This window comes from Clostridium sp. Cult3 (genome assembly GCF_021655115.1).
Taxonomy (GTDB): Bacteria; Bacillota; Clostridia; order Tissierellales; family Tepidimicrobiaceae; genus PPXY01.
This window is the reverse complement of sequence record NZ_PPXY01000022.1, coordinates 67,156-81,839: the sequence shown is the minus strand read 5'-3', so window position 1 is coordinate 81,839 and position 14,684 is coordinate 67,156. Positions and strand designations below refer to the sequence as shown.

The window sequence follows — 14,684 nt, the reverse complement described above, 5'->3', positions numbered from 1 at the left end:
TTTTATATATAAATTAGATATGAAGCAATAGTAATAATATTTAATATATTTAAAAGGATGAATACTTACAAAAGATAAGTAGTATATGTTATAATAGTAGTAATATAGTATATATTATGAATTGTTAAATAATTCGACAGAATAAGACATCAACCTTGCAAGGGGATATTAGTAATCATGGAGAACTATTTAACTAATGGATAATAAACTATATCTATTATTTTGAAACAGCAAATACATCCATATATGAACCATCCTTAAGTTAGGACAATTACATACTTATTATATAAATTAGCCTTCAAATGTATTGTACTATACCTTCCATTGACAGAAAGGGGTTAATAATGGTATAATACAATATATTAATAATATTCTAAAAAATGAATTTAAAAAGGGGGAGTATTTTAATGAAGAGAAAGTTATCACTATTATTAGCGCTGGTACTTCTATTTACAGTATTTACGGCAGGCTGTGGTAAGAAGGAAGAACCAGCAGATGTTGTAGAAGATGATACTGAAGTAGTAGACGAACCAGAAGAAGATGTATCTGATGAGCCTACTGAACCTACGGGTCAGATAATCATCGGTAATACAACTGAGTTAACTGGTGACTGGATTCCTGTTTGGCAAAACAACGCAGCAGACTACGATGTATACAACTTTATTACAGGGTACAGTACAGTTGACATGACTTTTGACGGTGAGTATGTAATCAACGACACCGTAGTAGAAGATTACGAAGTAACAGAAAATGAAGATGGGTCTAAGACCTATACGTGGACTATTAAAGATGGTTTAACTTATGATGATGGAAGTCCTATTACTGCTAAAGATTATGTTGCATCAGCATTACTATGGGCTTCACCTGTAATAGCTGAAACTGGTGGAAGTAATACTACAGGTCAATATCTAAAAGGATGGAGTAGCTATTCAAAAGGTGAAACAAAAGAATTTGAAGGTGTTAATTTAATCGACGAAAAAACTTTTGCTGTAACTATAGCACCAGAAAATGTTCCATATTTCTTTGAATTAACCCTTGTAAGCTTTAGTCCTGAAAAACTATCTTATTGGACTGACGAAACTGTTGAAATTCATGATGATGGTGATGGAGCTTATCTATCTGAGAACTTTACTACAGAAAACTTTGGAGACAAGATGCAGGAAGCTAGATTTGGTATATATCCTTCAAGTGGAGCTTACAAATTAGAAAGCTATGATGAGGCTTCTAAAACTGCAGTACTTCAAGTAAATGAGAAATTCCTAGGGAACTATGAAGGTAGAAAGCCTTTGATCCAAACCATAATCTATAAGAAGGTTACTCAAGAGACAGCTGTAGACGAATTAGCAACTGGTGGAGTAGATTTACTATCTGGTATGGCTAGTGGAGACGAAATCAATGCTGGTCTTGACCTTGTAGACAAAGGCGGATTTGACTTTGTTGAGTATCCAAGATCTGGATATGGTAAATTAACATTGGTATGTGACTATGGACCAACTCAATATCCTGCTGTTCGACAAGCAATAGCACATCTTATTGATAGAAATGACTTTGCTAAAGCCTTCACTGGAGGTTTTGGTACAGTAGTTAATGGGCCTTATGGTGAAGCTATGTGGTTCTATCAAGAGACAAAAGCTGAATTGAACGAAAAGTTGAATCAATATCCATATAGTCTTGAAAAAGCAGTAGAGTTGCTAGAAGAAGATGGATGGATATATGATGCAAATGGAGATGAATATAAAGAAGGTATCCGTTATAAGAAGACAGAAGATGGTGAATTAATGCCACTTGAATTAGAATGGGCATCTACTGAACAGAATGCTTTTTCAGACCTATTAGTAGTAAAGCTACAAGAAAACCCAGATGTAGCAGCTGCAGGTATGAAGATCAACCAAACTGTTATGACATTTGGTGAACTATTGAATTACTTATATCGTGATGGATCTAAAGATAGTAAATATGGAGTTCCTACTTACCATATGTTCAACTTGGCTACTAACTATACTCCAAGATATGATCTAACCACAGCATATACAACAGATCCTGATTTATTAAAACTAGGATTAAATGATAACTATATCTTAGATGAAAAGCTTGAATCCTTAGCTAAAGAAATGGTATTGCTAGATCCAGAAGATAGAGATGGATTTAAGGCTAAATTTGTAGAGTTTATCACAAGATGGAATGAATTGATGCCAGATATACCACTATATTCAAACTTGTATCATGATTTCTATAACGATAAGCTAAAGAATTACGATACAAACTCGCTTATACGTATAGATACAGCACTTCTTTATGCATATGTAGTTGAAGAATAAAATAGAATACAATTATTAGAAAATCAGTAGAAATAGGGTATGAGAATACCCTATTTCTACATAATAACATAAACTTTATCGTATTAATATATTAGGATATTAAATATATTTGACAGTTAGAATAAGGTTGTACAAAAATATAGGATAAGGCAGGTAATGATATGGCTAAATACATTTCTAAAAGAATTTTATATATGATATTGGTGTTTTTCATCATGTCTATTGTTCTATTTTTCCTATACAACTTAATACCTGGAGACCCTGCTAGAGCAGAAGTAGAGCCTTTAAAAGAAACCCTTACACCGGAAGAATATATGCATAGGTATCAACAAGCACGGGAAAGGTTAGGGCTAGACGATCCAATGATCGTACGATATGGCAAATGGATTGGTAATTTGCTAAGAGGTAATTTTGGTACCTCTCGTGTATACAAACAACCTGTTAAAGATGTGGTTACTACACCATTGAGGAATACTGTAATTATAAATATATTTGTTATAGCAGCGGTGCTACTAATAACCATACCTTTAGGTATAAAGACTGCTGTAAAACAAAATTCTGCATTTGACAAGACTGTACAGGTGTTAACTGTAGTAGGCCATAGTATCCCAGTGTTTATTATTGCTTTACTATTCATATTTCTATTTTCCGTAAAGCTAGGATGGTTTCCAGTAAGTGGGATGCGTACAGCTAACTTTAAGGGAACAGGACTAGCAGCCTTTGGGGATTTGATGTATCATTTAGCATTACCATTGATAATAATGATCGTGGGTTCCCTTGCTGGCGTAACAAGACATGTGCGTGCAGCAATGATTGATGCGCTTAGTATGGATTATGTTAAAACTGCTAGAGCAAAGGGTTTAAGTGAAAAAGTTGTTATCTATTCACATGCGTGGAAAAATGCTCTTCTTCCTGTTATCACTTTAATAATTGGCTGGATTATGAGTGTGTTTTCAGGCTCGTTGGTTATTGAAAGAATGTTTAACCTGCATGGTATGGGGAAATTTTATATCGATGCATTACAAAATCAGGACTATGAAGTAGCTTTGGCTATACAGATGTTTTATATTGTTATAGCCTTAGTTGGTAATCTAGTAACCGATATAAGCTATGGATTTGTAGATCCCCGTGTCAGGGTAGATCGATAAAAGGAGGAGGTAATCAATATGAATGTAAAAGCTGAAAATAAGAAAAATGATAATAAAAAAGATAACAAAAAGAAAAAATCCTTTCTACACCTTCTCTTTATCAATCTTTTTGGTGGAAAGAAAAAGATGACCGCTTTAGAAGAAGAAGATATCCAAAGTCCTTGGCAAGTAGTTAGATCTTCTTTTAGAAGTGATAAAGTTGCTATGACGGCTTTGGTCATATTTTTGATAATATTTATAACTATGATGCTCGGTCCTTTAATTCATCCTATAGATTTATCTTTCTCAGAAACGAGTCAGCAAAATGTAGCTCCGGGCCGTGATATGATGAAGGTTCCTAGTGCTTTAGAAGGAAAAGTACAGGATATATCCGTTGGACCTACTTTTAGCGTTGGTGTTTCTACAGATGGAAAGGTATATACATGGGGTAAGACAAGGGTAAGTAATACTATTGATGTAAAGAGAGTTCCTAAGGATATGGGAAAAGTCACTAAAGTAGCTGCAGGCTTTGACCATGCACTGGCTTTAAACGATGAGGGAAAACTGTTTGCTTGGGGAAATGGTCGACAAAAACAGACTAAAATTCCTGATGAAGTAGCTAAATTAAACAATATAGTTGATATAGTGGCAGGTTATCAAAACTCTATAGTGCTAACTGAAGATGGCCATATGTATTATTTTGGTAATGTTATGAACAACGATATCGATTTATTCCACTCGTATCAAGGACAGTTGCAGAAAGTAGTTGTTACTGCAGATGCAGTAATAGGTTTAACTTTTGATGGAGAGGTAGTCTATCTTGGAACAGAACAAAATGCCTATTCGAACATACCAGAGGGGATGGGAAATGTAGTGGATCTATCGGCTACAGCAGGTACTGTAGGAGTGGTTAATGATGAGGGCAAAGTATTTGTATGGGGAAATATTTCCTCTAAAGGAGAAGGTAGAGTACCAGAAACGGAAAGCAAGATAGTATCCCTTCAAGGTGGCAGATATCATTATACTGCCTTAACTGAGAATGGAAAGATTGTTTCTTGGGGAGACAATACCTATAAGCAAGCTACGGTTCCAACATCCATAGCTTCTGCTGATATAGATAAGTTTTTTACAAATTTCTATCAAAATTATGCAGTAACTACAGAAGGTGAAATACTTACTTGGGGTTTGAAGGGCTATTTATTTGGCTCTGATGAACTTGGTAGAGATATATTTACCAGACTATTAAATGGTGGAAGGATGTCCATATTAATAGGAGCTGTTGCAGTAATAATCTCTACGATTATTGGAGTAATAGTTGGTGGGGTATCCGGTTACTTTGGAGGCAAAGTGGATCTTATCTTACAGAGGGTTTCTGAAATGGTAGCATCTTTACCATTCTTACCTTTTGCAATGATTTTATCTGCCTTAATCGGTAACTCTATGACATCAAGACAGAGGATTGTATTGATCATGTTTATTTTAGGGCTACTATCATGGCCTGGACTCCAAAGATTGGTTCGTGCACAGGTTCTATCAGTACGTGAACAAGAATATGTAATAGCAGCTAAATCCCTAGGTGTTAAGGAAAGAAATATTATTTTCAAACACATTCTACCAAATGTAATATCGGTTATTATAGTATCGGCCACCTTGTCCTTTGCAGGCAGTATGTTAACTGAAGCAACTCTATCCTACTTAGGATTTGGTGTACAGGCTCCGCACCCAACTTGGGGAAATATGCTATATGGTGCAAACAATAGTATAGTCATCCAAAACTATTGGTGGAGATGGGTTTTTGCTTCGATTTTACTAAGCATTAGTGTAGTTTCCATCAATACCATAGGCGATGGCTTACGTGATGCAATTGATCCAAAAACTCAAGAACGTTAGGAGGAAGAGTTATGGCATTATTAGAAATCAACAACTTGCATACTTATTTTAAGACTAAAAGGGGAACGGTTAAAGCTGTAAATGGCGTTTCCTACTCTGTGGAACCTGGAAAGACTCTTGGTATTGTAGGAGAAAGTGGTAGTGGAAAAAGCGTCTCAGCTATGAGTATTATAAAGCTTTTAGATAAAAATGGATATATAGCAGATGGAGAGGTCATATTCGATGGTAGGGATCTAGTAGATGTGCCAATACGGGATATGACAAAGATCAGAGGCAATGATATATCCGTTATATTCCAGGAACCTATGACTTCTTTGAACCCAGTATTTTCAGTAGAAAGACAGGTTTCAGAACCTTTCATCATTCACCAAGGGATGACAGAGGAGGAAGCTGCAGATAAAGTAGTGGAAATGTTATCCCTAGTTAAGATACCTAATCCAGAATCTGTTGCAAAGCAATATCCTTATCAACTTTCTGGAGGAATGAGACAGAGGGTTATGATTGCAATGGCTCTTGCATGCGTGCCAAAGCTTTTAATTGCAGATGAACCTACAACAGCCCTGGATGTTACCATTCAGGCACAAATCCTAAAACTGATGAATGAATTGAAAGCAAATATAAATACGGCTATTTTGTTCATTACTCATGATTTAGGGGTTATTAATCAAATGGCTGACGATGTAGCAGTTATGTATTGTGGGCAAGTAGTGGAAAAGGCAGATGTAAAAACAATATTCGATCCTAAAACCATTTACTCCCATCCTTATACGGAAGGATTGCTGGTATCTATTCCAAGGTTAGATACACCTCCTGGCGTTCGCTTAGAAGCTATACCAGGGGCAGTACCCCATCCTTTGAAATTACCAGTAGGTTGTAAATTTGCTCCTAGGTGCAAATACGCTACGGACAGATGTCATGTAGAGGAACCAGAACCAGTACAAGTAGCTAAAGATCACGAAATACTTTGTTTCTATCCAGAGAAAGGAGTGAGATCCAATGGCTAAGGATACCACCGATAAAAAAGTATTAGTTCGTATTGAAAATTTAAAAAAATACTTCCCTTTGAAGAAAAAATCAATATTTGATAGGGAACAACTATATGTAAGAGCTAATGATGATGTAACATTAGATATATATGAAGGAGAAACCTTAGGTTTAGTAGGTGAAAGTGGTTGTGGGAAGTCTACTTTGGGTCGAACTCTGTTACAATTGTATGATCAAACTGATGGACGTACCATATATTATGGCCGTGATATTGATGAATTTCCTCCTAAATATGTTTCGGAAATATTAGAAAATCTTGTCGGAAGACGTAAAGACTTATATGAATTGAGAAAAGAACAGGAGGCTGCTCAGGCTACCTACGATTCATTGCCAGAAGGGGACGAAAAGTATCGTGCTTTAGATAAGCTCCGTCAAATTGAAAAGGATGCTAGATTATTATACCTGGATTTAGCTCAACTAATTGGTGGTTTTATGGTAGCAGAGGATTTGGAGCCAGTATCCAAAATACTCCTAAAAGAACACAGCTATGCTGTTGAAGCACGAAAGCTTAGAAACAAAATAGAGGAAGATACTGTAAAGCTTGAAGGTAATATATCTTTATTAGAGGAGCAAGGCAAGAGTAAAAATGATATTGAGAAAGCTACAGAAAAAGATAGGATTGGAATTAAGAATAATGAAAAGGAACTTGCTGAAATTGAAAATAAACTTCAAGCCGTCAATGAAGAAATACAGGAGATGCTAGACAAGTATCGTGATCATCCGGATTTTGAAAAGCATGAAAAGTATAAGGACAAAGGTATTAACTTAGCAAGGTTAACAACGGAGGAAATGAGGGTTCTTAGAAAGGATTTACAATTAATATTCCAGGATCCATATTCATCTTTAAACCCAAGACTTACTGTAGGGCAAATAATCTCCGAAGGATTATATGCTCACAAGATGTTTGCTAAGGGAGATAGAAACATACAAGACCATATATTAGCCACTATGGATGAGTGTGGACTGGCATCTTATTTTGTACATCGCTATCCTCACCAGTTTTCAGGTGGACAAAGACAGCGTATTGGTATAGCTCGTTCTATAGCTTTAAGACCAAAGTTCATAGTAGCTGATGAGGCAGTATCTGCCCTAGACGTATCTATCCAGTCTCAGATCATCAATCTACTATTAGATTTAAAGGAAAGGGAAAATTTAACCTATTTGTTTATTTCTCACGACTTAAGTGTAATTAAGTATATAAGTGATAGGGTAGGAGTTATGTATTTAGGTAGTATCGTAGAATTGGCTGAAACGGAGGAGCTTTATTCTCATCCTTTGCATCCTTATACTGAAGCCTTATTATCAGCAATACCCACTACCGATGTGGATAGCAAATGGGAGATGAAGCCCCTTGAAGGGGATGTGCCTAGTCCAGTAAATCCGCCATCAGGATGTAAGTTCCATACACGATGTAAATATGCTACAGACATATGTAGTATTGTTGTACCTGAATGGGAGGAAGCTCGACCAGGGCATTTTGTGGCTTGTCACCATAAGCTTAATGGAGAGGACAAAGAATAGAAAGGCTCTGATTTAACCATGATATTTCAAAAGAAGATAGATCGAGCGATGGATTGGCTTAAAGAGAAGAACAGTTCAAAAGAAAATAACCTTGATTCCAGGGGAGAGTGGGAATCCCATGAGGAACCTATTGAATTAGAAAAAAACGATATATTAGCAATAATTATTTCTGCAATATTAGTTTTTGGGCCTATATTTCTAGTTTTCATTGGTATACTCTTTTGGTGCTTTAGCTTTTAGGGGTAAATGACGGGGGATTACCATATATTGATTATAAGGGAATTTTAATCGGCACTAATAAGTGCCGTTTTTTTCAAAACAAAATACTTGGGTAAGAGGAGGGAACTTATGGCAGTTATTCTTAGGGCAGAAAATATTGAAAAAACCTATGGCAAAGGCCAGCTTCAAGTTGAAGCTTTAAAGCCTTCAAGTTTAGAAATAGAAGAAGGATTTTTTTACGCAATCATAGGTCGTAGTGGTTCAGGAAAATCTACCTTACTACATATATTAGGCGGATTAGATAAGCCTACAGGTGGAAAACTCTATTTAGAAGGTGAGTCGGTATTTGATTTAAAGGATAGGGAATTGGCCATATTACGTCGAAGGCGAATTGGATTTGTATTTCAGGCTTTTAATCTTCTACAAGAGCATACAGTTGAAGAAAACATTTTAATGCCTATCCATTTAGATGATAGGGAGCCAGACATGGATCACTTTAATGATGTCATAAAAACCTTAAACATTAAAGAAAAGCTAAAGTATTATCCCGATGAACTTTCTGGTGGCGAAAAACAAAGGGTTGCTATTGCCCGTGCCTTAGTATCTAAACCTGCCATCGTATTAGCTGACGAGCCAACGGGAAATTTAGACGAAAATACTGGGCAGGAAGTAATAAAGCTTATGAAAGAATCTGCAAAAAAGTTTGACCAAACTATAATACTAGTTACCCATGATTTAGAGATAGCAAAAGAAGCAGATAAAATTATTACCATAACAGATGGCAGGATTTCCTCCATAGAAGATAAAGCAATCTAGGAGGTAAGGACCATGAATATGAAAAATATTGCTAGAAATGGTCTAAAGGGAAGAAGGAAAGACACTATTCTTATTAAAATTGTAATAATATTAGCCTTTGTATTTATCGTGACCTCTACAATTTTTCAATCAAGTATAGATAAAACAAAAGCGGAACAACAATTTGACCTATATGGCAAATGGCATGCAGCCTATTTAGGAGGAAACCAAGAGATATTAGAGAAACTAAAAAAAGAACCTGAGGTAGATATAATAGGAGCTAGCTTAATTATTGGAGAATCAGACTCCTGTGGAGTTGTAGGCACATTTAATCAAGATTTAGCAGACATGGGAAGGTTCTCCCTTTATAAGGGCCGCTTTCCAGAAGCACCTGATGAGATAATGCTAGAACTCAATCAGATGAGCAATATGAATTTAGATCTAGAAGTAGGACAGAAAATAAATGTAAATATTCCTATTACTACAATTGATAGAGATGTTGGACCATATATAATGGAATTAAATAAAGAGTATTATGAGCAGGGAATATACCCTAATTATCTTCAGCATCATGAAACGCCTTTTGAATATATTGATGATACGGTAATTGTAGTATCAAATGACTATTTCTTTTATTATCCGATGGACGGAGATGAGGATCCAGAATTTATAAGAGAAGAAGGATTTTTATATGAACAGAAGGTTATTTTAAAAAGGGAATTTACAGTTACAGGCATTTTACAAACTTATACAGATAAATGGGATTTAGGTGGACACAGCTCCCCAAATGCTTTTATTACGGAAGAGGGAGGTAAAGTATTTACAGATGTTTTTTATGGTACCACCATAGAAGATTTTTCAGATTATCAATTTACTTACAATATTTTTTTAGGGTCTAACTCTTTAAAAGAAGGACTATATTCTCACTTAACACCGAATTATCCTAACAAACCTGAAACTGAAGAAGATAGGGTGGAAGGTATAAACTTTTGGTTTTGGATGTCTCTTTATGGTGCTACAGATGAAGAAGTAGAAAAAGCTCTAGAGGAGAACCAAAAATGGTTTGCGGAAAGGAAGCCTGAAGAATGGGCTGATAAATCCCTTGAAGGGGATAATGCTATAGGTAGTAAGATGGAGATAAATACTGCTAATTTCAGAAAAAACACTTTTTCATATCCTGATATGAAAGGTTCAACGGAAAATGTATTAGCCTTAATTATTATAGCAGTAGTATTTATAGCAACTGCACTGGCTATATTTCAAATATTCTTGACTCAAATGAAAAGAAGGTCTAGAAAAATTGTATTGTTAAAATCTATTGGGGCTACTAAACTTCAGATTATTAAGATGCTATTATATGAAGGAGTATATTTTTTAAGGTCTGGACTATTTATAGGGGTACCTATAGGATTTGGAGTTGCTGCAATAATAATTTTTAGTATGAATAAATTTGGAGGTAGAAATCTTAAATTTCACGTATTTCCATATCTATTCCTTATAGGTATAGTAGCAGGCATATTGGCATTGTTTATAGGCATGACTATACCAACTATATACGCAATAAACATACCATTAGTAGGTGCTATGGAAAGACCACCTAAACATAAAAAGATAAAACGAAAAGACGAGAAGGATAATAAGATTAAGCGCCAAAGTTTTTCTTATATCAATTGGCGATATTTTAAGCTTAATAAAAGTAAAGCTTTTATATCCTTTGGAATATCTTTTATTACCATTACTATTCTCCTGGTAACTGTATTCCTTAGTTTCTTTTCCTTTGGAAACTATAGGGAAACAGTCTTAGCGAACAATCGACCGGATTATGCTATGGAGGCTATCTTTGGAGAAAGGGAGAAAGTAATTCCCATTATGGATGAGGAGCTTAAGAAGATAGACGGAGTCAAATCTACTGAAGTCTATAAAGTAGGAAGACAGCTTTTCCTTTGGCACGAAGATATTGAAGATAATAAAATCTTCAATACCTTTGAGGATTTACTACCAAGTAGACTATTAATTAGTCATTTTAGTAAATATAATAAGGGATTAGAAGATGAAACAGAATATATTAACAATGCATTTTATACAAAGATCTATGCTATAGATGCCAAAGGGAGTCAATTTAAAAAGTATAATTCTTTGGTAACAGAAGGAAAAGTAGATAGGAAGAAGTTCATAACCGGAGAAGAGGTCATATTATTAATCCCTATGTATCTTCCAGGGGATACGAATGTAGGTATAAATCCTTTTTCTGAGAAAAAAGTAATAGCTGCTACCAATGAGGACAATAGAATGAAATGGTTATTTGAAAACAGTGGAGCCTATGATATTACTTACAATACTAGGTATAAGGATTATTATACGAAACAGAAATATATACGACCCGGGGATGTAATCTATTTATCTGCTGATAGGGAAGTGGTAGACGGTGATATTTATGGTTCATCTTATGATACTAAAGAGGTTAAAGTAGGAGGAATCATTCACTATTTACCAAAGGAAGGTGTTTGGCCTTTTTCTAATAGTGTAGCACCCTATGTGGTGATAAGTTCTATTGATTGTATGGAGTATCTTTATCCTAGATCAAGATTTGGATTAGGAACTTTGGAGGACGTAAAGTATTTAGAGGACATGGTTAATCTTATCTATCCATATAGCTATGGCCGTACCGTTTGCTATATATATACTGATTCTAAGCAGGGGGATGTAATTTTAGACGCCAGACTACTAAGTTATGCAAATGATAGAGGGTATACTATTTATAATTATAAGAATAGCAATTCGGAGTTATATTATGAAGCTTTTAATAATGCTCTTATAATATCACTGCTGGGCATAACAGCAGCTGCTATTGCTTTAATAATTTTATACAATACTACCGTATCCAAGATGGAACAGGATAGAAATAGAATAGGAATACTCCAGTCCCTTGGGGTAACTAAAGAGCAGTTTTCTAAGCATTATCTGAAGGTAGGTATATTAACAGGAGCATTAACTCTATTAATTATTCATTTAGTGCTAATACTAGTGCTAACCCTTACTTCCCTAGGGACACTAGGAGAATTTTCATTAACTTTTTCAGATTATATGAAGGATATATTCACATACAGGCTTTGGTTATATCCATGGACAATCCACATTATCATATGTATAATCTACTTTTTATTGACAGTATTTATTTACTATTTACCTAGTAAGAGAATTACAGAAAAGTATCCAGTAGAAAATATAAGAAGTCTTGCAAGATAAAAAATAAGTCAGGATACACCAATGATCCTGACTTATTATATAATCATTTATTTTTTGATAGTTTACTACTAATAGTCACTTTTCCTGCAGCCCAAAGCACCATAAAGATTAAGCATATATAAATTGGATTAGCTTGCAATTTAAGTGTTTCAAAAATGAGATATATGAGACGTAAAGCTAGAAAAAATAGGACAGTTTCTATAAAGATATATTTAGCATCTTTCATATTTATACCTCCTAAATGGCCTTTACTAACATAAGCATATCATGTATTCAGATAATTGACAATATAAAAACAATAAGTTTTTATAAAAAATTATTGACATAAATAAATTACGTGCTATAATGATAAGGTAAGAAATTTTTTAGCGGGAGTGGCGGAATTGGCAGACGCGCTAGACTTAGGATCTAGTGTCTTTGACGTGGGGGTTCAAGTCCTCTCTCCCGCACCATTTGAACCAATGGAATCCCATTGGTTTTTTATTATACATAAAATTTGATTTAAATAGCATAAAAATTGGATAAATATTAATTTTATGATATAATTTTAAGGTACAGCGAAGTACTTAATAAGGTTTGGTTTGAAATAAATAATGAGATTAAGGAGGAAATATATAATGAACCCTGTTTTGGAAAAAAAAGAAAACAACAAGGCCACATTTAGCATTGAGATCGGTGAAGATAAATTTGAAAAAGCCATACAAAAAGCTTACTTAAAAAACAGAAATATATTTAGCGTACCAGGTTTCCGTAAAGGAAAAGTACCTAGAAAAATAATTGAAATGAATTATGGTGAAGGTATATTTTATGAAGAAGCTTTAAATAGCCTTTTGCCAGAGGCTTATGATGAAGCAATAGCAAGTTTAGAATTAGAACCAGTAGATACTCCAGAGGTAGATATAGAGCAATTAGAAAAGGGAAAACCAATAATTGTAAAAGTTGAAGTAACTATAAAGCCAGAGGTTACATTAGGCGATTATAATAGTATAGAAATTGAAAAAGTAGAGTATAATGTTACAGATGAAAATGTAGATATGGAATTGAAGGCTATTCAAGAAATGAATGGTAGAATTATTGATGCTAGTGATAGAGAAACTAAAGAAGGAGATGTACTCAATATAGATTTTGAAGGATATATTGATGAGAAACAATTTGAAGGTGGAACAGCTGAGAATCAAGAATTGACCTTAGGACAAAATACATTTATCGAGGGATTTGAAGAACAACTCATCGGCAAGAAAAAAGGTGACATAGTAGATGTAAAAGTAACCTTCCCAGAAGACTATTTTGAAGAAAGCCTGAGAGGAAAAGAAGCCTTGTTTAAGGTAACTATTAACGAGATTAAGGAAAAAGAATTACCTACACTAGATGATGAATTTGCAAAAGATGTATCGGAATTTGATACTTTAGAAGAATATAAACAAAGTATTAGAGAAAGACTTGAAAAGGAAGCAAAGGAAAAAGAGAAAATAGAGATTGAAAACAAGACTGTGGAAAAATTAGTTGAATTATCAGAAATGGATATACCGGAAGTTATGATAGAAAATCAAGTAGAAAATGAAATTGGTGAATTCGATTATAGACTGAGAATGCAGGGCTTGAACATAGAACAGTATTTACAATTGACTAATTCAACAATAGATGATTTTAAAGACCAAGTAAGGCCAGTAGCAGAAAAAAGAGTTAAGGCTGATTTGGTACTAGAATCTGTAGCAAAGGCTGAAAAATTGGAAGCTACAGAAGAAGATATAGAAGAAGAGCTAGAAAAGTTGGCTAAGGAGTACAATCAGGAAAATGTAGACAAATTTAAGGAAGATATGAAAAAAGGAGATTTGGAATACCTTAAGACGGGTATAATTAGAGATAAGACTATAGGACTACTCGTTTCAAATATCAAATTTATTTAATCTTTTAGGAGGGGTATAAGATGGCATTAGTTCCCATTGTTGTAGAACAGACTAATAGGGGGGAAAGATCCTATGATATTTATTCTAGGCTTCTAAAGGAAAGAATAATATTTCTTGGCGGGGAAGTAAATGATGTAACTGCAGATTTAATAGTTGCTCAGTTATTGTTTCTAGAAGCTGAGGATCCAGATAAAGATATCCAGCTTTATATAAATAGCCCAGGTGGCTCAATAAGTGCTGGCTTTGCAATATACGATACCATGCAATATATTAAACCAGATGTATCAACTATATGTATAGGTATGGCAGCAAGCATGGGGGCTTTCTTACTAGCGGCTGGTGCGAAAGGCAAGAGATTTTCTCTTCCTAATGCAGAAATTATGCTTCATCAGCCTTTAGGAGGAACCCAAGGTCAAGCTGAGGATATTAGAATCCATGCAGAGAGGATTATTCGAACTAGAGAGGCTATCAATAGAATATTAAGTGAAAGAACAGATCAACCTCTCGACAAGATTTCAAAAGATACGGATAGGGATTTCTTTATGACTGCCTTAGAAGCTAAAGAATATGGTATAATAGATGAGGTAATAGAATCAGGAAAATAAGATTAAGAGAGG

The 14,684-nt window shown here is 34.6% G+C and carries 11 protein-coding genes and 1 tRNA gene; 11 read left to right on the top strand and 1 reads right to left on the bottom strand.

Translation table 11 applies throughout. The features are described 5' to 3' along the window. Window positions 1–407: 407 nt before the first annotated feature. The 8 genes from C3E88_RS05550 (at window position 408) to C3E88_RS05510 (ending at window position 12,160) form a co-directional block, all read left to right on the top strand. Window positions 408–2,318 carry an ABC transporter substrate-binding protein gene (locus tag C3E88_RS05550; RefSeq protein ID WP_236909174.1) on the top strand — a complete coding sequence of 637 codons (1,911 nt, stop codon included), beginning with the start codon at window positions 408–410 and terminating at the stop codon, window positions 2,316–2,318. Between the two features lie 161 nt (window positions 2,319–2,479). After that, window positions 2,480–3,466: an ABC transporter permease gene (locus tag C3E88_RS05545; RefSeq protein WP_236909173.1), complete on the top strand. Its 987-nt coding sequence runs from the start codon at window positions 2,480–2,482 to the stop codon at window positions 3,464–3,466. An 18-nt stretch (window positions 3,467–3,484) separates the two neighbouring features. Beyond that, window positions 3,485–5,335, top strand: a complete 1,851-nt coding sequence (locus C3E88_RS05540) for an ABC transporter permease subunit (RefSeq protein WP_236909172.1) — start codon at window positions 3,485–3,487, stop codon at window positions 5,333–5,335. Window positions 5,336–5,346: 11 nt separating this feature from the next. After that, window positions 5,347–6,339 (top strand): ABC transporter ATP-binding protein, encoded by a 993-nt coding sequence (locus C3E88_RS05535; RefSeq protein WP_236909171.1) that lies wholly within the window; start codon window positions 5,347–5,349, stop codon window positions 6,337–6,339. Then, on the top strand, window positions 6,332–7,900 hold the full coding sequence (locus tag C3E88_RS12490) for an oligopeptide/dipeptide ABC transporter ATP-binding protein (RefSeq protein WP_442870635.1): 1,569 nt from the start codon (window positions 6,332–6,334) through the stop codon (window positions 7,898–7,900). Before C3E88_RS05535 ends, C3E88_RS12490 begins: the two co-directional genes overlap by 8 nt. 48 nt (window positions 7,901–7,948) lie before the next feature. Then, window positions 7,949–8,140, top strand: coding sequence for a hypothetical protein (locus C3E88_RS05520; RefSeq protein WP_236909170.1), 192 nt, complete (start codon window positions 7,949–7,951; stop codon window positions 8,138–8,140). Between the two features lie 108 nt (window positions 8,141–8,248). After that, complete coding sequence (locus C3E88_RS05515; RefSeq protein WP_236909169.1) at window positions 8,249–8,935, top strand: ABC transporter ATP-binding protein; 687 nt, start codon at window positions 8,249–8,251, stop codon at window positions 8,933–8,935. A gap of 12 nt (window positions 8,936–8,947) precedes the next feature. Continuing rightward, the gene (locus C3E88_RS05510; RefSeq protein WP_236909168.1) at window positions 8,948–12,160 is read left to right on the top strand and encodes an ABC transporter permease; all 3,213 of its coding nucleotides are present in this window, start codon (window positions 8,948–8,950) and stop codon (window positions 12,158–12,160) included. A gap of 43 nt (window positions 12,161–12,203) precedes the next feature. Here the strand turns inward: C3E88_RS05510 and C3E88_RS05505 are convergent, their stop codons facing one another. Next, entirely contained in the window at window positions 12,204–12,386 is a 183-nt protein-coding gene (locus C3E88_RS05505) for a hypothetical protein (RefSeq protein WP_236909167.1), read from the bottom strand. A gap of 142 nt (window positions 12,387–12,528) precedes the next feature. Between C3E88_RS05505 and C3E88_RS05500 the strand changes: the two genes are divergently transcribed. From C3E88_RS05500 to clpP, 3 genes are all read left to right on the top strand, one after another. Then, window positions 12,529–12,612 (top strand) — tRNA-Leu (locus C3E88_RS05500). A gap of 165 nt (window positions 12,613–12,777) precedes the next feature. Continuing rightward, on the top strand, window positions 12,778–14,067 hold the full coding sequence (tig, locus tag C3E88_RS05495; RefSeq protein ID WP_236909166.1) for a trigger factor: 1,290 nt from the start codon (window positions 12,778–12,780) through the stop codon (window positions 14,065–14,067). A gap of 20 nt (window positions 14,068–14,087) precedes the next feature. Then, window positions 14,088–14,672: an ATP-dependent Clp endopeptidase proteolytic subunit ClpP gene (clpP, locus tag C3E88_RS05490; protein WP_236909165.1), complete on the top strand. Its 585-nt coding sequence runs from the start codon at window positions 14,088–14,090 to the stop codon at window positions 14,670–14,672. Window positions 14,673–14,684 lie beyond the last annotated feature (12 nt).